Source organism: Belnapia sp. (genome assembly GCF_059504005.1).
The window spans coordinates 1-20420 of sequence record NZ_JCACHU010000154.1 but is presented as its reverse complement, the minus strand read 5'-3'; the positions used below and the strand labels follow the sequence as shown (position 1 = coordinate 20420).

Below are 20420 nucleotides of genomic sequence, written 5' to 3'. Positions count from 1 at the left end.
TGGCCGATCTCGAACAACTCGCCTGCCAGCTAACTTTGCCGACCTAGTTTTTTTTTCGAATCAACGCTGATGACCGGTGCACCCGCAGCCTCGAACCGTCGGCGCTCTTCAGCAATGTGCTCAAACTGCGCATTGCGTTCAGGCGCGCTGCGCGTCTCACCGCATCTGGTATTGGCCTTCGGCGAGTAGCCGAGCTCACGCAGCAGCCGGGCCACTGTTGGTCGGCTCGCCGGGTGGCCTGCAGCGCTTAGCGCTTCGCTGAGTTGTCGCAGCGAGCGGCGCTTGCCTTTGGTGCGCTTCCCCATGGGATCACCGGCTGTCTCAGGCTCCAGCAGGTTTTCCAGTGCCGTGGTGAGCCCAGCATCCTGCCTTTCACGTGCCGGGCGCCCGGCGCCTTGGCGTCGAATGCGCTCCGGTGTACGGTCCGCCAGGCCAGAGGCCAGTTCGCGCTGGCCACGCGCGATGGTGTGCCGGTCCAGCCCCGTGATCTCGGCAAGCCGTTGCACTCCGCCGTGACCTTGGCGGGTGGCCTCAACGGCGGCAAACCAGCGACGCTGCTGCTCATCCAGGCGGCTGATCAGCAGGTTGATCTGCCGATGCAGCAGCTGATCGGGATGGGGCTGGCGTGAGCGACAGGCAGCGCAGCCGCACTGATGCAGAACAGAGGCAGCCATGATCACCTCCGCGCCAAGGTCGTGGGACGCGATGCCGATTTTACCGCACCTGCCCGGTAAACCTGGGAAAATTATTGCGTGCCGTGCCCCTAACCCCCGGGCCTGACCATCTGGACGGGCGCCGGCCGCCCGGCCAGACTGCCGGCATGTCCCTCCGCATCGGCATCGCCGGCATCACCGGCCGCATGGGCCGCCTCCTCACCGAGGAAGTCGCCGCCGCCGGCGCCACCCTCGCGGGCGGCCTCCGCCGCGGCGAGGACCCGACGCCGCTCTTCGCCGCCAGCGAGGTCGTCATCGATTTCACCCATGCCGCTGCCGCCGAGGCGCATGCCGCCGCGGCGCTGGCTGCGGGCATTCCCCTTGTTTTGGGCTCCTCCGGCCTCTCCGTCGCGCAGGAGGCGGCGCTGGCCGAGGCCGCCCGCCGTATCCCCATCGTCTATGCCGCCAATTTCGCCACGGGCGTGAACCTCGTCCTCGCCATGGCCGAGCGCATGGCCGCCGCCCTGCCGGGTGCGCAATACGATGCCGAGATCCTTGAGATGCACCATCGCCAGAAGGTGGACGCCCCCTCCGGCACCGCCGTCGCCCTCGGCCGCGCCGTCGCCCGCGGCCGCGGCACCACCCTGGAGGAGGCCGGAACCGAGAGCGGCCGCGACGGGCATGGCGGCGCGCGGGGCACCGGCACCATCGGCTTCGCGGCATTGCGCGGCGGCCAGGTGGTCGGCGAGCACAGCGTGATCTTTGCCGCGGGCGCCGAGCAGATCATCCTGACCCACCGCAGCTTCGACCGCCGCGCCTATGCGACGGGCGCCGTCCGCGCCGCGCTCTGGCTCCAGGGCCGCCCGCCCGGCCTCTACGACATGCGGCACGTCCTCGGCATGGCATGAACGCCGTTGCAACAAGCCGTGTAGTGGATCCTGCCCCTTCCGCTTGACCCCCTGCCCCCCGCCTGCGACACACGCGCGCCCCGATCGGGGTCAGCCAGGCCGGGGTATGCCGGACCGTCATCCGCGACAAGAGGCCGAACCAAGCCATGCGCGACAAGGGCGACTACCTTTTCACCTCCGAATCCGTGTCCGAAGGCCACCCCGACAAGGTCGCCGACCGGATCTCCGACACGGTGCTCGACGCCTTCCTCTCGGCTGACCCCTATGCGCGCGTGGCCTGCGAGACGCTGGTCACCACCAACCGCATCGTCCTCGCCGGCGAGACCCGCGGGCCGGAGAGCGTCACCCCCGGCCTGCTGGAAGACCTCGTCCGCGCCGCGGTGAAGGATATCGGCTACGACCAGGAAGGCTTCTCCTGGCGCAACGCCGCCTTCGAATGCCACCTGCACGCCCAGTCCGCCGACATCGCCGTCGGCGTCGACGCGGCCGGCAACAAGGACGAGGGCGCCGGCGACCAGGGCATCATGTTCGGCTATGCAACGAACGAGACGCCGGAGCTGATGCCCGCCCCGCTCACCTTCGCGCACAACATCCTGCACAGGATGGCCGAGTACCGCCGCGCCGGCGATGCGCGCGCCCGCGGCCTGCAGCCCGACGCCAAGTCCCAGGTCACGCTGCGCTATGTCGACGGCAAGCCCGCCGGCGTCACCTGCGTCGTCATCTCGACCCAGCATGACGAGGGCATGGAGCAGGCCGAGATCAAGGAGCTACTGCGCCCCATCGTCCGCGACGTCCTCCCCGCCGGCTGGGAGGTGCCAGAGGCCGAGTTCTACGTGAACCCGACCGGCAAGTTCGTCATCGGCGGCCCGGACGGCGATGCCGGCCTCACGGGGCGCAAGATCATCGTCGACACCTATGGCGGCGCGGCCCCGCATGGCGGCGGCGCCTTCTCGGGCAAGGACCCGACCAAGGTGGACCGCTCGGCCGCCTATGCCGCCCGCTACGTGGCGAAGAACGTGGTGGCGGCGGGCCTCGCCGACCGCTGCACCATCCAGGTCTCCTACGCCATCGGCGTCTCCAAGCCGCTCTCGGTCTATTTCGACCTGCACGGCACGGGGAAGGATATCGACGAGGCGAAGCTGGCGAGCGTGGTGCAGGAGATGGTGAACCTCTCCCCCCGCGGCATCCGCGAGATGCTGCGCCTCAACCGGCCGATCTACGTCCCCTCCAGCGCCTATGGCCATTTCGGCCGGACGCCCGATGTAGCGCGCGACACCTTCACCTGGGAGCGCACGGACATCCTGGCGCCGGAACTGAAGCGCGCCTTCGGCCGCTAACTCCGGACCGGGCCCGGACCTTGGGGGTGGTGCCGCGGCACCACCCCTTTTTCATGGCAGGATCGCCGATGACCGCCGACCGCCCCCCTCTCGCCGAGGGCATCCCCGACCGGCTCTATGGTCGCCGCCGCGGCCATCCGCTCCGCCCCCGCCAGCAGCGCCTGCTGGAGGAGACGCTGCCCCGCCTCCGCTTCTCGCCGGAGCAGGCGGCCGACCCGCGCGCGGCCTTCGCCACCCCGGTCGAGGCGCTCTGGCTCGAGGTCGGCTTCGGCGGGGGCGAGCACAGCTTGGCGCAGGTCCGGGCCAACCCGGATGTCGGCTACATCGCCTCCGAGGTCTTCGAGAACGGCCTGTGCTCGCTGCTGACTACCTTGGTGCCCGAGGGCGAGGAAGCGACCGCCCCGTTGCCCGGCCATCTCCGCCTCTGGCCGCAGGATGCCCGCCACCTGCTCGGCCTGTTGCCGGAGGGCGCGCTCGACCGCCTGTTCCTTCTCTTCCCCGACCCCTGGCCGAAGGCCCGCCACGCCAAGCGCCGCTTCGTGAACCCGACCCTGCTGCCGCTCGTCGCCCGCGTCCTCCGGCCCGGCGCCGAATGGCGCATCGCCAGCGACGACCCGACCTACCAGGGCTGGGTGGCGGAGGTGATGGCGGCGCAAAGCTTCTTCGACGTGCCCTCGCCCGCGACCGCCCGTCCCGAGGGCTGGCCCGGCACCCGCTACGAGGCCAAGGCGCTGCGCGAGGGCCGCAGCCCGCTCTACTGGAGCCTGACGCGGCGCGGCTGATGCTTCGGCCCTGCGTCCTTCTCGCCCTGGCCTGGTTCGCGGCCTCGGCCGCCGCGGCCGAGCCGGCGCCCAACCAGGTCTATCCGCTCGGGGAGGGGCCGCGCCTTTCCCCAGGGCTCTCCGTCGAGAACGAGGCCGGCGAGGTGACCGCAGCCCCGGAGGGTAGCCTGCCGCCCGGCGGCTGGTACCGCCTCCTGCGCCGCGAGGCGGACGGCGCCACGACCCCGGTCGGCGGCCGCTTCGCCATCGGCCTCGTCGTGATCGTCACCGGGCAGTCTCAGGCGAGCTCGCTCTTCGCCACCGCGCCGGCGGCGGCCGGCGCCTTCCCCGCCGGCCCCGACGATCCGCCCGCGCCGCCCCTCGCCGCCATGCTCCCCGACGAGGCAGCGGGCTGGACCACGGCGATCGCCCCGCTCGGGGCCCGCATCTTGCTCGCCGAACTGGCTCGCCATCTCGGCCCTGGCCTCCCGCTCGGCCTGGTCAATGCCGCCTGGGGCGACAGCAGCGCCGCCATGCTCGCGGACCCGGCCACCCGGCCCGGCGCGCGGCTGCAGCGCGTGGCAGCGATGCCCGCCTCCGCCGCGCTCATCCTCGCTCATGGCACCACGGATGTGCTCATCGGCACGCCGCCCGAGGCCTATGCCGAGCGCCTTGCCGCCGTCATCGGCACCCTCCGTGCTGGCTCGCCGGGAATGCCGGTCCTGCTCGCGCCGCTCCCGCCGCTGCTCGGCCGCACCACCCTGCTCGGCAGCGGCAGGCTGGCGATGCTCCTGCCCGGCCTCGCCCGCCGCCAGCCCCTCGACCCGGCCCTGGCCCGCCAGGCGGAGGCGATCCGCGCCGCCCAGGCCGGCTTCGGCCTGCCCTCCGGCGGCGCGATGGCGGCCATCATCCCCGGCCTCGACGGCATCCACTGGACGGAGGCGGGCGTCCGCCAGGCCGCTCGGGAGGCCGCAGCCGCCCTCGCCGCCGCCCTGCGCAGCGCCGCTTGCACCCAAGCTGCCCGGTGCCTATAATCCTGGCAGTTAACCTCATCCGCTCTCAGGGGGGTGGCCTTCACAGGCCGCCTTTTTTGTTTTTGCCGACCGAACGCCCGCAGCACGAAGGCCTCGAGGCCCGCATCGCCGATGCGGTGGCGCCCACCATCGAGCATATGGGCTACGAGCTCGTGCGCGTGCAGGTCAGCGGCAAGGAGCGCCCGGTCGTGCAGATCATGGCCGACCGCGCCGACGGCGCCCCCTTCCGCGTCGAGGATTGCGAGGCGATCAGCCACGCCGTCGGCGCCGTGCTGGATGTCGAAGACCCGATCAAGGGCGAATGGTCGCTCGAGGTCTCCTCCGCCGGCATCGACCGCCCGCTGACCCGCACCAAGGATTGGGTGAGCTACGCCGGCCATCTCGCCACGATGGAGCTGCTGGTGCCGCAGGACGGCCGCCGCCGCTTCCGCGGCACCATCCTCGGCGCCGATGCGGAGACCGCCCGCATGCGCCTCGAGGAGGGCACCGACATCGCCGTGCCGCGCGGCAACATCCGCCGTGCCAAGCTGGTGCTGACCGACGCCCTGATCGAGGCCACCGCCGCCGCGGCTGGCCTCCCCGACCAACAAGACGACACGGATGCCGGGGAACCGGCCGCCGAAGTCCCCACGCTGCCCAGGAGGAACTAGCGCCATGGCCGTCGATATCACCATCGCGCGCCCGGAGCTGCTGCAGGTCGCCGATGCCGTCGCCCGCGAGAAGATGATCGAGCGCGACGAGGTGCTGGAGGCGATGGAGGAGGCCATCCAGAAGGCCGGCCGCGCCAAGTACGGGCACGAGAAGGACATCCGCGCCGTCATCGACCGCAAGAACGGCGAGGTCCGCCTCTCCCGCTGGACCGAGGTGGTCGACCAGGAGCCGGTCGAGAACGAGGCGACGCAGATCCCGCTGCGCATCGCCCAGAAGATCAAGCCCGGCATCCAGGCCGGCGAGTTCATCATCGACCCGCTGCCGCCGATCGATTTCGGCCGGGTGAACGCACAGTCCGCCAAGCAGGTCATCGTCCAGCGCGTGCGCGAGGTCGAGCGGCGGAAGCAGTTCGACGAGTACAAGGACCGCGTCGGTGAGATCATCAACGGCACGGTGAAGCGCACCGAGTACGGGAACCTGATGGTCGATCTCGGCCGCGCCGAGGCCCTGCTCCGCCGCGACGAGACCATCCCGCGCGAGGCCTTCAAGAACGGCGACCGCGTGCGCGCCTACATCTACGACGTGCGGGAGGAGCCGCGCGGCCCGCAGATCTTCCTCAGTCGCACCCATCCGGGCTTCCTGGCCAAGCTCTTCGCCCAGGAAGTGCCCGAGATCTACGACGGCATCATCGAGATCCGCGCGGTGGCGCGCGACCCAGGCAGCCGCGCCAAGATGGCGGTGATCTCGCGCGACAGCAGCATCGATCCCGTCGGCGCCTGCGTCGGCATGCGCGGCAGCCGCGTCCAGGCGGTGGTGCAGGAGCTGCAGGGCGAGAAGATCGACATCATTCCCTGGTCCGGCGACAACGCGACCTTCGTCGTCAATGCCCTGGCCCCGGCCGAGGTCACCAAGGTCGTGCTCGACGACGAGGCGCGGCGGGTTGAAGTCGTCGTGCCGGACGACCAATTGTCGCTGGCCATCGGGCGTCGCGGCCAGAATGTCCGCCTCGCCTCGCAGCTCACCCGCTGGGACATCGACATCCTGACCGAGGCCGAGGAATCGGAGCGGCGGCAGGAGGAATTCCGCAAGCGCTCCGGCCTCTTCGTCGAGGCGCTGGACGTCGATGATGTCATCGCCGGGCTGCTGGTGACCGAGGGTTTCGCCTCGGTCGAGGACATCATCTCGGTCGAGGACGAGGAGCTGGCGGGCATCGAGGGTTTCGACGAGAGCGTCGCCGCGGAGCTGAAGCGCCGCGCCGAATCCTGGCTCGAGCGCCGCGACGTGGAGCTGGACGAGAAGCGGCGCGAGATGGGCGTCGAGGATGCGGTTGCCGAGATCGGCGGCTTCACCCCGACCCAGCTTGTGGCGCTCGGCGAGAAGGGGGTGAAGACGCTGGACGACCTGGCCGACCTCGCCTCCGACGAGTTGATCGAGATCGTCGGCGCCGACGCCATGGACGAGGAGACGGCCAACGCCGTCATCATGGCGGCGCGCGAGCACTGGTTCGCCGAGGACGGCACGAATGCAGACGGCCCCCCAGCATGAGCCGGCGGTAGCCGGTGAGGCGGAGGAGGCCGAGCGTGGCCCGCTCCGCCGCTGCATCGTCACGCGGGAGAGCCTGCCGAAGGAGCGGATGATCCGCTTCGTGCTCGGGCCCGACCGCGAACTGGTTCCCGATCTGGCCGGCAAGCTGCCGGGCCGGGGAATGTGGTTGTCGGCCAAGGCCGATGTGTTAGAACGCGCCCTGACGCGCGGCGCCTTCTCCAGGGCGGCTCGCGGCACCGTGAACCCGCCCCCTGACCTTCGTGCGCGGATCGAGGATGGCCTCAGGCGCCGTCTCCGCGATCTCGTCGGCTTCGCCCGGCGCGGCGGACAGGCCATCTGCGGCCGGGATTCGGTGCGGGAATGGATGCGGTCCGGCAAGGCCGGGCTGTTGGTGGAAGCCTCCGACGGCAGCCCAAGGGAACGGGCCAGGCATGTCGGCGGGTTCGGGCTGCCGGTCGTGGCGCCATTGCCGGCCGATATGCTCGGCGGCATCTTCGGCCGGGACCAGGCCGTCCATGTGGCCATCGCGCCAGGGCGGTTGGCCGAGGCCATCGAGGTCGAGGCCGCACGGCTTGCCGGCATGGCCGGCACGGCGGCGAATTAGGTTTTTCCGGCGCGAAGCCTCGCGTCGGCAGTGAACGGACGGCAATGACGTCAGACGGATCGGGTTCGGATCAGCGCATGAGTGACCAGAACGACCAGGATGCGGCGAAGAGCAGGCTGAGCCTCCGGCCGGCCGGTGGCCGCCTGGAACTGGGCAAGACGGTGGATGCGGGCAGCGTCCGCCAGAGCTTCAGCCATGGCCGCAGCAAGACCGTCCAGGTCGAGGTGGTGAAGAAGCGCGTGGTGACGCCGGGCACCCGCCCGGCCGCCCCCACGCCCGCTGCCAGCACCGCGGCACCTGCGGCCGGCCCCCGCCCCGCGGGCGGCCCGCCGGGCAATCGCCCGCCGGCCGCCCCGCGCCCCGCGGCCGCCCCGGCCGGCGGCCGCCCCCTCACCCAGGCCGAGCTCGCCACCCGCCAGCGCGTGCTGGAGGAGCAGCGCCGCCTCGAGGCCCAGCGCCAGCGCGAGGAGCGTGAGCGTCAGGCCCTGATGGTCCGCTCCGCCGCCGAGGAGGCCCGCCGCCGCGAGGAGGAGGAGCGCCGCGAGGCCGAGGAGGCCGCTGCCCGCGCCGAGGAGGAAGCCCGCCTCCAGGCCGAGGAGGAGCGTCGCCGTGCCGAGGAGGCCCGCAAGGCCGCCATCGCCGCCGCCGTCGCCCCGCAGCAGCCCGCCGCCCCGGCCGATGAGGCCCCGGCGGCGCCTGCCGCCGCTGCCCCGGCCCAGCCCGCCGCTCCCGTGGCCAAGCCGTCCCTGACCCCGGCGCAGATCGCTGCCGCCCGCCGTCCGGCCGGTACCGCACCGGCCGCGCCCGGCGCCGCAACGCCCGCGGCCAAGCTCTCGCTCCGCGCCCGCACCGCCGAGGAGGAGGACGAGGCGCGCCGCGCCGCCGCCCGCCGCCCGGGCGGCATCGTCGCCCCGGCCAAGAAGCCCGCCCTCGCCGCGGTCAAGAAGAGCCTCGGCGGCGCCGACCGCCGCGGCGGCCGCATCGACGTGCAGGCCGCGATCGAGGGCGAGGACGACCGCAGCCGCTCCATCGCCAGCATGCGCCGCGCCCGCGAGCGGGAGCGCCGCCAGCAGGAGCTCGCCCGCCTCCGTGCCGGCACCGAGCGCGTGGTGCGCGACGTGGTGCTGCCGGAGACCATCACCGTGCAGGAGCTCGCCAACCGCATGGCCGCCCGTGGCGGCGAGGTGGTGAAGGCGCTGTTCCGCATGGGCGTCATGGCGACGCTGACCCAGAGCATCGACGCCGACACCGCCGAGCTGGTGGTGCAGGAGTTCGGCCACCGGGTGAAGCGCGTCAGCGAGAGCGACGTGGAGCTTGGCATCGAGGGCGCGACCGACGTGGATGCGGACCTGCAGCCGCGCCCGCCCGTCGTCACCATCATGGGCCATGTCGACCACGGCAAGACCTCGCTGCTCGACGCGCTGCGCAAGGCCGATGTCGCCGCCCACGAGGCCGGCGGCATCACCCAGCATATCGGCGCCTACCAGGTGACGGTGCCAGACGGCTCCAAGGTCACCTTCATCGACACGCCGGGCCATGCGGCCTTCACCGCCATGCGCTCGCGCGGCGCCTCGGTGACGGACATGGTCGTGCTGGTCGTCGCGGCGGATGACGGCGTGATGCCGCAGACCATCGAGGCGATCAACCACGCCAAGGCGGCGAATGTCCCGATCATTGTTGCCATCAATAAGATCGACAAGCCGGGCGTCCGCCCCGAGCGCGTGCGGCAGGAGCTGCTGCAGCACGAGATCGTGGTGGAAAGCCTCGGCGGCGAGACCCAGGAGATCGAGGTCTCGGCCACGCAGAAGCTGAACCTCGACAAGCTGCTCGAGGCCATCACCCTGCAGGCCGAGCTGCTCGACCTCCGGGCCAACCCGAACCGCGCGGCCGAGGGCACCGTGATCGAGAGCCGGCTGGACCGTGGCCGCGGCCCCGTCGCCACGGTGCTGGTCCAGAAGGGCACGCTGCACACGGGCGACATCGTGGTCGCCGGCTCCGAATGGGGCCGCGTCCGCGCCATGCTCGACGACAAGGCCCGCCAGCTGAAGGTGGCCGGCCCCAGCCTGCCGATCGAGATCCTCGGCCTTGGCGGCGTGCCGACGGCCGGCGAGCCCTTCGTCGCGGTCGAGGACGAGACCCAGGCGCGCGAGATCTCCGAGTTCCGCCAGCGGAAGCTGCGCGAGAAGTCCTCGGCGGCGGCCACGGCCGGCCGCGGCACGCTGGCCGAGATGCTGGCCCGCGTGCAGCTCGGCGAGCAGAAGGAAGTCGCCGTCGTCGTCAAGGCCGACGTCCAGGGCTCGGCGGAGGCGATCGGCGTCACCCTCGGCCGGCTCGGCAACGAGGAGGTGCGCGTGCGCGTGCTGCACTCGGCGGTCGGCCAGATCACCGAGAGCGACGTCCAGCTCGCCAAGGCCTCGGGCGCCGTCATCGTCGCCTTTAACGTCCGCGCCACCACCCAGGCGCGGGAGATGGCGCAGCGCGACGGCGTCGACATCCGCTACTACTCGATTATCTACGAGGTCTCGGACGACATCGAGAAGCTGTACAAGGGCAAGCTCGCCCCGGTGCAGCGCGAGAAGTTCCTGGGCTACGCCCAGATCCTCCAGGTCTTCGAGGTCAAGCGGATCGGCAATGTGGCCGGCTGCCGCGTCACCGAGGGCGTGGTCAAGCGCGGTGCCGGCGTCCGCCTGCTGCGCGACGGCGTGGTCATCCACCAGGGCGAGCTGTCCACGCTCCGCCGCTTCAAGGACGATGTCCGCGAGGTGGCCAATGGCTACGAGTGCGGCATGAGCTTCGCCAACTACAACGACATCCGCGTCGACGACCAGATCGAGTGCTACGAGACGGAGATGGTCGCCGCCACCTAAGGCGCCGCTTCCACCCTGCTCGGGGGCGCGGCGCCGCAGGGTGCCGCGCCCCTTCGCTTTTCCAGAGGGTTCCAACCCCCAAAGAGGAACGACATGCCCAAGCATTCCGCCGGCCCTGCCGCCGGTCCCTCCCAGCGCCAGCTGCGCGTCGCCGAGGAGGTGCGCCACGCCCTCTCCACCGTCTTCGCCCGGGCCGATTTCCGCGACCCGGATCTCGCCGGCCTGCATGTGACGGTGACGGAGGTCCGTGCCTCCCCCGACCTGAAGCACATGACCGCCTTCGTCAGCGGCCTCGGGCGGGAGCTGCCGGAGGCGCAGATGCGCGCCCTCCGTCGCGTCGCCCCCTGGCTGCGGACGCAGGTGGCGAAGTCCGTCCGGCTGCGCGCCGCACCCGACCTGCATTTCCAGCAGGACACGGCGCTCGACTACGCCATGCAGATCGACCGCGCGCTGCGCCAGCCCGAGGTCGCCCGCGACCTCGCCCCGAAGCCGGAGGAGGAGGCGTGAGCGAGGGCCGACCTGCGGGCGAGCCGCGCATCCGCACCATCGCCATGCCGGCCGACACCAACCCGGCCGGCGACATCTTCGGCGGCTGGCTGATGTCGCAGATGGACCTCGCCGCCGGCAACGCCGCCGGCCGGCGCACCCATGGCCGCTGCGCAACGGTCGCGGTGGAGGCGATGAGCTTCCACGCCCCGGTCAAGGTCGGCGACGAGGTCAGCCTCTACGCCGAGGTGGTCTCGACCGGCCGCACCTCGCTCCGCATCCGGGTCGAGGCCTGGCGCCGCAGCCAGGTCACGGAGGAATCGGTCCGCGTCACCTCCGCCGTCTTCACCTTCGTCGCGCTCGATGCCAATGGCCGCCCGCGCCCCGTCCCAGCCGAGGCCCTGTAGATGCCCGCCAACAAGCCCCGCCACCACCGCCACCGCAAGCCGAAGGGCCAGGTGGTCGATGGCTGGCTGATCGTCGACAAGCCCTCCGGCATCGGCTCCACCGACGTCGTCGCCCGCGTGAAGCGCGCCTTCGATGCGCAGAAATGTGGCCATGGCGGCACGCTGGACCCGTTGGCGACCGGCGTGCTGCCCATCGCCCTGGGCACGGCGACCAAGACCGTCCCCTATGTCATGGACGGCACCAAGTCCTACCGCTTCACGCTTCGCTTCGGCGACCTGCGCGACACCGACGACGCCGACGGCAAGACCATCGGCACCTCCGAGGCCCGCCCGACCGACGAGGCCATCCGCGCCGCCCTTGGGAGCTTCATCGGCGACATCATGCAGGTCCCGCCGATCTACTCGGCGATCAAGCTCGGCGGCGAGCGCGCCTACGACCTCGCCCGCGAGGGCCAGATCGTCGAGCTCCAGCCCCGCCCCGCCCGGGTCGACCGGTTCGAGCTGGAATCCCGGCCCGATGCCGATACCGCCGTCTTTCTCGTCGAAAGCGGCAAGGGCGTCTACATGCGCTCCCTGGCGCGGGACCTGGCGCGCGCCGTCGGCACGGTCGGCCACATCGCCACGCTCCGGCGCATGCGGGTCGGCCCATTCCTCGAATCCGCCGCAATTCCGCTGGACAAGCTCGGCGGTTCCGGCGATACGCCGCCTCCTTCCCCGGACCTTCTCCTTCCCGTGGCGACCGCGCTGGCCGACATCCCGGCGCTGGCCCTCACCGAGGCGGAGGCCATGCGGCTCCTGCAGGGCCAGGCCTTCAGCCTGGTCGACCTCATGGGCCGCATTCCGGGCGCCGCCAACCCCGATGGGGGCCTGGTGCGTGCCATGGCGGGGGAGCGGTTCGTGGGGCTCTGCCGCCTGGACTCCGGCCTGATGCGGGCGGAGCGCCTGGTCTCGCAGGAAGGTCTGCAGCCGGTCGCGTGAACCGCCGAACCCCCGGAAGGGGGCGGCCAATATGGAGAACAACCCGATGTCGGCAGTCAGTGCGGAGCGCCGCCAGGCGCTCATCGGCCAGTATGCGACCAAGCCGGGCGATACCGGCAGCCCGGAAGTGCAGATCGCCCTCCTCTCGGAGCGAATCAGCGGCCTCACCGAGCACCTCAAGATCCACGCCAAGGACTTCCACAGCCGGCGCGGCCTGCTCGTGCTGGTCGGCCAGCGGCGCGGCCTGCTGGACTACTTGAAGAAGAAGGACCAGGGCCGCTACGAGCGCCTCATCGGCAGCCTCGGCCTGCGCCGCTAAATACTCCCCACGACACCGCTTCGCGGCGCCGCGGGGGCCCCGGGTTTTCCCTATGCTCCCAAGGCTTCGGCACGCCTTCCGTGGCAAAGCCACGGAAGGGCACCTGAGGCGGTGCCGCGAGCGGTCCGGCTGAAAATTTCCGTAGTAATCCCGGCGCAACCGGGCCATATCACCCCCGTGAGGCCGAAGCCTGCCCCTTGTGGCGGGCAAGTCGGCCGACCGCCGCACGCGGCGGGCTGACAGGACAGCCGCCACCCCCCCCGAGACGATTGGGGCGGCCACGGCGTTTCCGGCCACATGGATCCCCGGCAACGGGGGCGGCCTTCCTCCCCCCTCCCTGGCGGAAGTCTCGCACTCCATGCAGCCCGAAGCGCCGAGAACGAACGGCCAGACTGCCACCCTCCGCGTCGCACCCCGGACCGCCCCGATGGCGCTTCCGGTCCTCCACCATGCCGGCGCTCGCGCCCGGCCAAGGAACGACGCATGTTCGAAAACTACTACCGCAAGGATATCGCCTGGGGCGGCCAGCTCCTGACCCTCGAGACGGGCAAGATCGCCCGGCAAGCCGATGGCGCGGTCATGGCCCGCCTCGGCGACACCATCGTGCTCTGCACCGTGGTCGGCGCCCGCAACGTGAAGCCGGGCCAGGACTTCTTCCCCCTCACCGTGAACTATCAGGAGAAGGCCTTCGCCGCGGGCAAGATTCCCGGCGGCTTCTTCAAGCGCGAGGGCCGTCCCTCCGAGCACGAGACGCTGGTCTCCCGCCTGATCGACCGGCCGCTCCGCCCGCTCTTCCCGGACGGGTTCCGCAACGAGGTCCAGGTGATCGCGACCGTCCTGTCGCATGACCTCGAGAACGACCCGGACATGGTGGCGCTGGTCGGCTGCTCCGCCGCCCTCACCCTCTCCGGCATTCCCTTCTTCGGCCCCGTCGGCGGCGCCCGCGTCGGCTATATCGACGGCCAGTACGTGCTGAACCCGACCGCGGCGCAGCGCCAGCAGTCGAAGCTCGAGCTCGTCGTCGCCGGCACCGCCGAGGGCGTGCTGATGGTCGAGTCCGAGGCGCAGGAGCTCTCCGAGGAGGTCATGCTCGGCGCCGTCGAGTTCGGCCACCGCGGCTTCCAGCCGGTCATCCAGGGCATCATCGAGCTGGCCGAGCGCGCCGCGAAGGAGCCCTGGCCGATGGTCGAGCCCTCCGAGGCCGAGACCACGCTCAAGACCCGCATCGCCGAGCTCGGCCGTGACGCCATCGCCCTCGCCTACAAGGAGACGCAGAAGCTGCTCCGGCAGGAGAAGGTCGCGGCCGCGAAGAAGGCCGTGGTCGAGCAGCTCGCCGCCGAGGGCCTCGAGGCCGACAAGGCGAAGGGCCTGCTGAAGGAGCTCGAGGCCGACGTCGTCCGCAACGCCATCCTCGAGACCGGCATGCGCATCGACGGCCGCGACACCAGGACCGTGCGCCCGATCGTGGCCGAGGTCGGCGTGCTGCCGCGCAGCCATGGCTCGGCGCTCTTCACCCGGGGCGAGACCCAGGCGCTCTGCGTCGCCACCCTCGGCACTGGCCAGGACGAGCAGATCATCGACGCGCTGCCGGGCGAGTACCGGGAGCACTTCATGCTCCACTACAACTTCCCTCCCTACTCGGTGGGCGAGACCGGCCGCATGGGCAGTCCGGGCCGCCGCGAGGTCGGCCACGGCAAGCTCGCTTGGCGCGCCATCCGCCCGCTGCTGCCGGAGAAGGACAAGTTCCCCTACACCCTCCGCGTGGTCTCCGAGATCACCGAGAGCAACGGTTCCTCCTCCATGGCCACCGTCTGCGGCAGCTCGCTGGCGCTGATGGATGCCGGCACGCCGCTGAAGCGCCCCTGCGCCGGCATCGCCATGGGCCTGATCAAGGAGGACCGCGGCTTCGCCGTGCTCTCCGACATCCTGGGCGACGAGGACCATCTCGGCGACATGGACTTCAAGGTGGCCGGCTCGGAGCAGGGCATCACCGCGCTCCAGATGGACATCAAGATCACCTCCATCACCTTCGACATCATGCGCCAGGCGCTCGACCAGGCGCGTGACGGCCGGATCCACATCCTCGGCGAGATGGCCAAGGGCCTGACCGGCGCCCGCGGCGACGTGGCGGCGAATGCCCCGCGCATCACCGTGATCAACGTGCCGAAGGAGAAGATCCGCGAGGTCATCGGCTCCGGCGGCAAGACGATCCGCGAGATCACCGAGCAGACCGGCTGCAAGATCGACATCGAGGATGACGGCACCATCAAGGTCGCGGCCACCAGCACCGAGCAGGCGCAGCGTGCCATCGACTGGATCCGCGGCCTGACGGCCGAGGCGGAGATCGGCGCCATCTACAACGGGAAGGTCGTGAAGACCGCCGATTTCGGCGCCTTCGTCAACTTCCTCGGCGCCAAGGACGGCCTCGTCCACATCTCCGAGCTGCAGAACGAGCGCGTCAACCGCACCACCGACGTCGTCAACGTGGGCGATGCGGTGAAGGTAAAGGTCATCGGCTTCGACGATCGCGGCAAGGTGAAGCTGTCGATGCGGGTGGTCGACCAGGCCACCGGCGCGGACATCACCGACCAGGTCGGCGCCCGCCGCCCGGGCCGCGAGGAGGGCGAGGGCGGCGATCGCCCGCGCCGCGACCGCGACCGTCCGCGCCGCGAGCGCAGCGACGCGGCGGAATGACCCCGCACGGCATCGGGAGGGCCCTCCCTTCCGATGCCCGCGGTACCATATCGGACGGCTTGAACTGAGAAAATCGAGGGCAGGGGCGTGAAGGCAATCAACGCGATCCGCATGGGCGGCGTCGAGGTGCTGCCATTGGTCGAAGGCGGCAAGGGCGTTGCCGTCTCCAACGGTGCCACCTGCGGCGCCTGGGCCTCGGGCGGCGGCGTCGGCACCTTCTCGGCCGTCAATGCCGACAGCTACGACGCCGATGGCGAGGTCATCCGCCAAGTCTATCACGGCAAGACCCGGCGCGAGCGGCATGAGGAGCTGGTCGCCTACGGCATCAGCGGCGGCATCGCCCAGGCCCGCGAGGCGCATGAGCGCAGCAACGGCCAGGGCCGCATCCACACCAACATTCTCTGGGAGATGGGCGGGGCCGAGCGCGTCGTCCGCGGCATCCTGGAAGGCGCCCGCGGCCTCATCAACGGCATCACCTGCGGCGCCGGCATGCCCTACCGCCTGTCCGAGATCGCCCGCGAATTCCGCGTCCACTACTACCCGATCGTCTCCTCCGGCCGCGCCTTCGCCGCCCTCTGGAAGCGCAGCTACAACAAGACGCGGGAGTGGCTCGGCGGCGTGGTCTATGAGGACCCGTGGCTGGCCGGCGGCCATAACGGCCTCTCCAATTCCGAGGACCCGCTCCGGCCCGAGGATCCCTACCCCCGCGTCCTCAAGCTCCGCCAGCAGATGCGCGAATTCGGCCTGGGCGAGGTGCCCATCATCATGGCCGGCGGCGTCTGGTGGCTGGAGGAGTGGGAGGACTGGATCGACAACCCCGAGCTCGGCCCGATCGCCTTCCAGTTCGGCACCCGGCCGCTCCTTACCCAGGAGAGCCCGATCTCGGACGCCTGGAAGCAGCGCCTGCTGACCCTGAAGGACGGCGACGTCCTGCTCCAGCGCTTCTCCCCGACCGGCTTCTACAGCAGCGCCGTCCGCAACGAGTTCCTCAACGAGCTCGAGGCCCGCAACGAGCGCCAGGTGGCCTACACGCAGGAGCCGGTCGGCGACCACGTCGCCGAATACGCCGTCGGCCCCCGCCGCCGCCGCGTCTGGCTGACGCCGCATGACCGCGCCCGCGTCGCCGGCTTCGAGCGCGCCGGCTTCACCGAGGCGATGCGCACCCCGGACAACACGCTGATCTTCGTGACGCCCGAGAAGCAGGCCGAGATCGTCAAGGACCAGATTGACTGCATGGGCTGCCTCTCCTCCTGCCGCTTCTCGAACTGGGACCAGCACAGCGCCACCTTCGACAACGGCAAGAAGGCCGACCCGCGGAGCTTCTGCATCCAGAAGACGCTGCAGGACGTGGCGCATGACGGCGCGCTCGAGCACAACCTGATGTTCGCCGGCCACAACGCCTTCCGCTTCGGCTCGGACCCGTTCTACTCGAACGGCTTCATCCCGACCGCGAAGCAGCTGGTGGAGCGCATCCTCACCGGGCGCTGACGGGTTCCCGGGCCAGGATGGGGGAGGCTGAAAGGGCGGCGCAAGCCGCCCTTTTCGTTAAGCGAGGTGCCTCACGTCAGCGCCTTCATCGGCACCCCCACCTCGTCATCCCGCCCCATCGCCCCGAGCACCCCCAAGCCCCGCTCATACTGTGGCGCCACGCGCAGCGCCTCCGTGCGCCCCAGCGCCGCGGCGGCATGGATCGGCCAGTACGGGTCCCGCAGCAGCGCCCGCGCCAGCAGGATCAGGTCCGCCTTCCCCTCGCTGAGGATCGCCTGCGCCTGCTCCGGCTCGGTGATCATCCCGACGGCCGCGACGGCCACCCCGGCCCCCTCGCGCACCGCCGCCGCCCCCGGCACCTGGTAGCCCGGCCCGACGGGGATCGCCTGCCGCGCATCGAGCCCGCCGGAGGTCACGTCGATCATGTCCACCCCGAGCGCCTTCAGCCGCGCCGAGAGCGCCACCGTCTCCGCCGTCGTCCAGCCGCCCTCCACCCAGTCGGTGTGGGACAGGCGCACGCAGAGCGGCACCTCGTCGGGGATCGCGTCGCGCACCGCTCGTGCGCACTCCTCGACGAGGCGCACCCGCCCATCGAAATCCCCGCCCCAGCCATCGTTCCGCTGGTTCGAGAGCGGCGAGAGGAACTGATGCAGCAGGTAGCCATGCGCCGCATGCAGCTCGATGAAGCGGTAGCCGGCCGCGATGCTCCGCCGCGCCGCCGCCGCCGTATCGGCCACCACCTGCTCGATCTCCGCCGCACTCAGCGCCCGCGGCTCCGCATAGCCCTGGAAGGCGGCGGCGCTCGGCGCGACCGGCACCCAGCCTGGCTCGGCCGGTCCGTGCAGCCAGGCCTGCTTGCGGCTCGCCTTCCGCCCCGCATGCGCGATCTGAATACCAGGTACGGAGCCCATGGCCGCGATCCCCTCCGCCAGCCGCCGGTGGCCGGGGACCTGTCCATCCTCCCAGATGCCGAGATCGGCCGGGGAGATGCGCCCCTCGGGCGAGACCGCCGCCGCTTCGGTGATGGTGAGCCCCGCCCCGCCCACGGCGCGCGAGAGCAGGTGCTGCAGGTGCCAGTCGGTCGGCTTGCCATCCTCCGCGCAGGAATACTGGCACATGGGCGAGACGCCGATGCGGTTCCTGAGCGTGACGCCACGGAGGGTGAGCGGGGCGAACAGGTCGGTCATGACTGCGGACTCCATGGCGGCAACCGGCCCAGCCGGCTCTGGAACAGCGCGAACCAAACGGGCTCCCCCGCCGGCCGCGGCAGAAGATAGCCCGCCCCATCGGCGGGGAAACGGGTCAGCGTCACGCTGTCCCGCACATTCCCGCCCACCACTCCGACCGCGCCCGGCCCGGCGCGGACCACGATGTCGCAATGCATCGGCCGGAAGCGCCCGGCATCGGCCGCCCGCTGCCGCCAGTCGGCGATCGGCGCCAGCCCCCGGTCGGCGCAGAGCAGGTCGCCCGGCCGCGGCGGCGCCTCGAAGGGCCCGCGCGGCAGGAAGGGCGCCGCCGCCGGGAAGGCCAGCGCATCCCGGATCAGCGCATCGACATAGTCGGAATGCGCGGCGGAGGGCGGAAACTCCCGCCGGTCCACCCCCGCCGCCGCCATGACGAAGGAGATGAAGGCCGCCGACCAATAGGGCTCCCGCCACAGCCCCGCCCCCTCCGCCGCGCCGCCGATCGCCTCGGCATAGAGGCGCCGGTTCCGCTCCACCGCGCCCTCGTCCTGCGGCACGGCCCGCCAGTAGGCGAGCACGCGGGGGAAATTGGCTGGGTCGCTCTCCGCGCCGGTGGAGGCGCCGGGCACCCCCGCCTCCACCGTCACGCCGCCCCAATCCACCCATTCGCCGAGCGCGATCCGCACCACCCGCTCCCGCGCCGCGGGCGGGTAGGGCAGCGGCGCGGCGACCGGCGCCGCCGCCGCGCAGGCCCCAAGCAGCAACGGAAGAAGGAGGATGGAGCGCATGCCCCCCTGTAGCGTATCGATGTCCCGTCCCATAGGCTGGCCCGCATGAGCGACACCCCCGCCGGCCGCCTCTTCTTCCAAAGCGAGACCTTCCGCGTGGAGGGCGGCCTCGCCCGCCACCCCCGCGTCACCGGCCGCAGCCTGACCGAGCCGGCGCGGGAGGTGCCGATCCATGCCGAATGCGACGTGCTGGTCGTCGGCGGCGGCCCCGCCGGCACCGCGGCCGCCGTCGCCGCCGGCCGCCTCGGCGCGCGGGTGATGCTGCTCGAGCGGCACAACCATCTCGGCGGCCTCTCCACCGGCGGCCTCGTCATCTGGATCGACCGGATGACGGACTGGTCCGGCCGGCTTGTCATCCGCGGCTTCGCCGAGGAATACCTCTCCCGCCTGCCGCGGGATGCCATCGCCGGCCCGCCGCGGGAGGCCTGGGGCAGCCGCGACGCCGCGACCGCCGCCTGGTGGGCGCTGCGGACCGCCGCCTTCCACGGCACCGTCACCCATTCGCCCACGGCCGATCCCGAATGGATGAAGGCGACGGCGCTGGAGATGGTGATCGAGGCCGGGGCCGAGCCTCTCTTTCACGCCTGGGGCGCGCAGCCGGTGATGGAGGGCAACGCCGTCCGCGGCGCCATCTTCGAGAGCAAGCAGGGCCGCCGCGCCATCCTGGCGAAGGTCGTGGTGGATGCGACGGGGGATGGAGACATCTTCCACCGCGCCGGCGCCGCCTCCTCCGCCGATATCGAGGAGGGCGACATCCACCACGCCATGAACACGAGCTGGATGTTCGGCGGCGTCGACATGGAGGCCTGGCTCCACTGGCGCGCCGAGCATCCAGAGCAGTTCTCCGAATTCCTGCGGCGCGGGCGGGAGGCGCATGGCCAGTTCGAGAAGGCCTTCGTCTCCTGGCGCAACGATGTCGCCCTGTTCATGGGCCCGCGCATGACCGGCTTCAGCGCCGTCGCCGTGGACGACCTGACGGAGGTGGAGATCCGCAGCCACCGCCTGATGCTCGCCCACCTGGCCTTCTACCGGGCGCACGCCCCCGGCTTCGCCGGCGCCTGGCCGCTGCTGAGCGCTCCCCAGCTCGGCGTCCGTCACGCCCGCCGCCTGGTCGGCGCCGGCGCCGTGACGCGGGCGATGTGGGACGGGAGCGTGGCGCCGGACGAGATCGGCGTCTCGCCCTCGCTGTCGCCGCGCTTCCCCAATATCTCGGTTCCCTATGGCGCCCTGGTCCCGGCGCAGATCGACGGCCTGCTGGCCCCGGGCCGCCACCTGTCCTGCGACGCCACCAGCCATTCCTTCCTGCGCGAGATTCCGCAATGCTGGCTGACCGGCCAGGCCGCCGGCATCGCCGCCGCCCTAGCGGCTGATGGCGGCGTCGCGCCACGTTCGCTACCCCTGCTAGAGTTGCAACGAAATCTGCTCGCGCATGGCGCGTACCTGTCCCGGGAGGCCGCCGCAGCGGCTGCATAAAGCTCACATGACCGTGAGTTAATGAAAGGCCCATGCTCACGTTATCGTGAATGCGTATACTGTCCCTCGTTCAGGCAGTGGCCTTGGACGTCTCCTCCCAGTGATCTGTGCCGCAACCTGGGGTTGGGCACCCGATCGCCACTTCGGGCCGGCTGGTCGCGGGTGTCACGCCCGCCACCACCGGCCCGCTTTTTTTCTAGGTTGGCAAAGTTTGCTGGCAGGCAACCTGTTCCAGTTGGGCCA

The 20420-nt window shown here is 71.4% G+C and carries 18 protein-coding genes; 15 read left to right on the top strand and 3 right to left on the bottom strand.

All coding sequences use genetic code 11. The features are described from left to right. Positions 1-29 precede the first annotated feature (29 nt). Positions 30-674, bottom strand: coding sequence for an ISAzo13-like element transposase-related protein (locus tag AC5JJ1_RS22670; protein ID WP_495787379.1), 645 nt, complete (start codon positions 672-674; stop codon positions 30-32). Between the two features lie 146 nt (positions 675-820). On the opposite strand from AC5JJ1_RS22670, the gene dapB reads away from it, so the two are divergent. From dapB to AC5JJ1_RS22600, 14 genes are all read left to right on the top strand, one after another. After that, positions 821-1561 carry a 4-hydroxy-tetrahydrodipicolinate reductase gene (gene dapB / locus AC5JJ1_RS22665; protein WP_495787378.1) on the top strand — a complete coding sequence of 247 codons (741 nt, stop codon included), beginning with the start codon at positions 821-823 and terminating at the stop codon, positions 1559-1561. Between the two features lie 146 nt (positions 1562-1707). Then, complete coding sequence (gene metK / locus AC5JJ1_RS22660) at positions 1708-2898, top strand: methionine adenosyltransferase (RefSeq protein WP_495787377.1); 1191 nt, start codon at positions 1708-1710, stop codon at positions 2896-2898. A gap of 68 nt (positions 2899-2966) precedes the next feature. Continuing rightward, positions 2967-3680 carry a tRNA (guanine(46)-N(7))-methyltransferase TrmB gene (trmB, locus tag AC5JJ1_RS22655; RefSeq protein WP_495787376.1) on the top strand — a complete coding sequence of 238 codons (714 nt, stop codon included), beginning with the start codon at positions 2967-2969 and terminating at the stop codon, positions 3678-3680. Further along, positions 3680-4693 carry an SGNH/GDSL hydrolase family protein gene (locus tag AC5JJ1_RS22650; RefSeq protein WP_495787375.1) on the top strand — a complete coding sequence of 338 codons (1014 nt, stop codon included), beginning with the start codon at positions 3680-3682 and terminating at the stop codon, positions 4691-4693. The genes trmB and AC5JJ1_RS22650 overlap by 1 nt, the downstream gene beginning before the upstream one ends. A 56-nt stretch (positions 4694-4749) precedes the next feature. Then, positions 4750-5343, top strand: a complete 594-nt coding sequence (rimP, locus tag AC5JJ1_RS22645) for a ribosome maturation factor RimP (RefSeq protein WP_495787374.1) — start codon at positions 4750-4752, stop codon at positions 5341-5343. A gap of 4 nt (positions 5344-5347) precedes the next feature. After that, positions 5348-6889 (top strand): transcription termination factor NusA, encoded by a 1542-nt coding sequence (nusA, locus tag AC5JJ1_RS22640; protein ID WP_495787373.1) that lies wholly within the window; start codon positions 5348-5350, stop codon positions 6887-6889. Beyond that, positions 6867-7493 (top strand): RNA-binding protein, encoded by a 627-nt coding sequence (locus AC5JJ1_RS22635; RefSeq protein WP_495787372.1) that lies wholly within the window; start codon positions 6867-6869, stop codon positions 7491-7493. Before nusA ends, AC5JJ1_RS22635 begins: the two co-directional genes overlap by 23 nt. Positions 7494-7570: 77 nt before the next feature. Then, on the top strand, positions 7571-10360 hold the full coding sequence (gene infB, locus AC5JJ1_RS22630) for a translation initiation factor IF-2 (RefSeq protein ID WP_495787371.1): 2790 nt from the start codon (positions 7571-7573) through the stop codon (positions 10358-10360). 93 nt (positions 10361-10453) lie between these two features. Further along, positions 10454-10867 carry a 30S ribosome-binding factor RbfA gene (gene rbfA / locus AC5JJ1_RS22625; protein ID WP_495787370.1) on the top strand — a complete coding sequence of 138 codons (414 nt, stop codon included), beginning with the start codon at positions 10454-10456 and terminating at the stop codon, positions 10865-10867. 44 nt (positions 10868-10911) lie between these two features. Next, on the top strand, positions 10912-11253 hold the full coding sequence (locus AC5JJ1_RS22620) for an acyl-CoA thioesterase (RefSeq protein WP_495787380.1): 342 nt from the start codon (positions 10912-10914) through the stop codon (positions 11251-11253). Further along, positions 11254-12231 (top strand): tRNA pseudouridine(55) synthase TruB, encoded by a 978-nt coding sequence (truB, locus tag AC5JJ1_RS22615; protein ID WP_495787369.1) that lies wholly within the window; start codon positions 11254-11256, stop codon positions 12229-12231. A gap of 46 nt (positions 12232-12277) precedes the next feature. Beyond that, entirely contained in the window at positions 12278-12550 is a 273-nt protein-coding gene (gene rpsO, locus AC5JJ1_RS22610; protein WP_495787368.1) for a 30S ribosomal protein S15, read from the top strand. 483 nt (positions 12551-13033) lie between these two features. Then, positions 13034-15244 (top strand): polyribonucleotide nucleotidyltransferase, encoded by a 2211-nt coding sequence (pnp, locus tag AC5JJ1_RS22605; RefSeq protein WP_495787367.1) that lies wholly within the window; start codon positions 13034-13036, stop codon positions 15242-15244. An 87-nt stretch (positions 15245-15331) separates the two neighbouring features. Continuing rightward, positions 15332-16732, top strand: a complete 1401-nt coding sequence (locus AC5JJ1_RS22600) for an NAD(P)H-dependent flavin oxidoreductase (protein ID WP_495787366.1) — start codon at positions 15332-15334, stop codon at positions 16730-16732. A 71-nt stretch (positions 16733-16803) separates the two neighbouring features. On the opposite strand, the gene AC5JJ1_RS22595 is transcribed toward AC5JJ1_RS22600, so the two are convergent. Together AC5JJ1_RS22595 and AC5JJ1_RS22590 are read right to left on the bottom strand one after the other, a co-directional pair. After that, positions 16804-17919 (bottom strand): NADH:flavin oxidoreductase/NADH oxidase, encoded by a 1116-nt coding sequence (locus AC5JJ1_RS22595; RefSeq protein WP_495787365.1) that lies wholly within the window; start codon positions 17917-17919, stop codon positions 16804-16806. Continuing rightward, positions 17916-18704: a DUF2272 domain-containing protein gene (locus AC5JJ1_RS22590; RefSeq protein WP_495787364.1), complete on the bottom strand. Its 789-nt coding sequence runs from the start codon at positions 18702-18704 to the stop codon at positions 17916-17918. The genes AC5JJ1_RS22595 and AC5JJ1_RS22590 overlap by 4 nt, the downstream gene beginning before the upstream one ends. A gap of 45 nt (positions 18705-18749) precedes the next feature. Here AC5JJ1_RS22590 and AC5JJ1_RS22585 point away from each other — a divergent pair, with 45 nt between their 5' ends. Continuing rightward, the gene (locus AC5JJ1_RS22585; protein WP_495787363.1) at positions 18750-20177 is read left to right on the top strand and encodes an FAD-dependent oxidoreductase; all 1428 of its coding nucleotides are present in this window, start codon (positions 18750-18752) and stop codon (positions 20175-20177) included. Positions 20178-20420 lie beyond the last annotated feature (243 nt).

Excerpts from the sequence above, each read along its gene's own strand:
- AC5JJ1_RS22670 (WP_495787379.1), bottom strand. The coding sequence starts at position 674 with ATGGCTGCCTCTGTTCTGCATCAGTGCGGCTGCGCTGCCTGTCGCTCA.
- dapB (WP_495787378.1), top strand. The coding sequence starts at position 821 with ATGTCCCTCCGCATCGGCATCGCCGGCATCACCGGCCGCATGGGCCGC.
- metK (WP_495787377.1), top strand. The coding sequence starts at position 1,708 with ATGCGCGACAAGGGCGACTACCTTTTCACCTCCGAATCCGTGTCCGAA.
- trmB (WP_495787376.1), top strand. The coding sequence starts at position 2,967 with ATGACCGCCGACCGCCCCCCTCTCGCCGAGGGCATCCCCGACCGGCTC.
- AC5JJ1_RS22650 (WP_495787375.1), top strand. The coding sequence starts at position 3,680 with ATGCTTCGGCCCTGCGTCCTTCTCGCCCTGGCCTGGTTCGCGGCCTCG.
- nusA (WP_495787373.1), top strand. The coding sequence starts at position 5,348 with ATGGCCGTCGATATCACCATCGCGCGCCCGGAGCTGCTGCAGGTCGCC.
- AC5JJ1_RS22635 (WP_495787372.1), top strand. The coding sequence starts at position 6,867 with ATGCAGACGGCCCCCCAGCATGAGCCGGCGGTAGCCGGTGAGGCGGAG.
- infB (WP_495787371.1), top strand. The coding sequence starts at position 7,571 with ATGAGTGACCAGAACGACCAGGATGCGGCGAAGAGCAGGCTGAGCCTC.
- rbfA (WP_495787370.1), top strand. The coding sequence starts at position 10,454 with ATGCCCAAGCATTCCGCCGGCCCTGCCGCCGGTCCCTCCCAGCGCCAG.
- AC5JJ1_RS22620 (WP_495787380.1), top strand. The coding sequence starts at position 10,912 with ATGCCGGCCGACACCAACCCGGCCGGCGACATCTTCGGCGGCTGGCTG.
- truB (WP_495787369.1), top strand. The coding sequence starts at position 11,254 with ATGCCCGCCAACAAGCCCCGCCACCACCGCCACCGCAAGCCGAAGGGC.
- rpsO (WP_495787368.1), top strand. The coding sequence starts at position 12,278 with ATGTCGGCAGTCAGTGCGGAGCGCCGCCAGGCGCTCATCGGCCAGTAT.
- pnp (WP_495787367.1), top strand. The coding sequence starts at position 13,034 with ATGTTCGAAAACTACTACCGCAAGGATATCGCCTGGGGCGGCCAGCTC.
- AC5JJ1_RS22595 (WP_495787365.1), bottom strand. The coding sequence starts at position 17,919 with ATGACCGACCTGTTCGCCCCGCTCACCCTCCGTGGCGTCACGCTCAGG.
- AC5JJ1_RS22590 (WP_495787364.1), bottom strand. The coding sequence starts at position 18,704 with ATGCGCTCCATCCTCCTTCTTCCGTTGCTGCTTGGGGCCTGCGCGGCG.
- AC5JJ1_RS22585 (WP_495787363.1), top strand. The coding sequence starts at position 18,750 with ATGAGCGACACCCCCGCCGGCCGCCTCTTCTTCCAAAGCGAGACCTTC.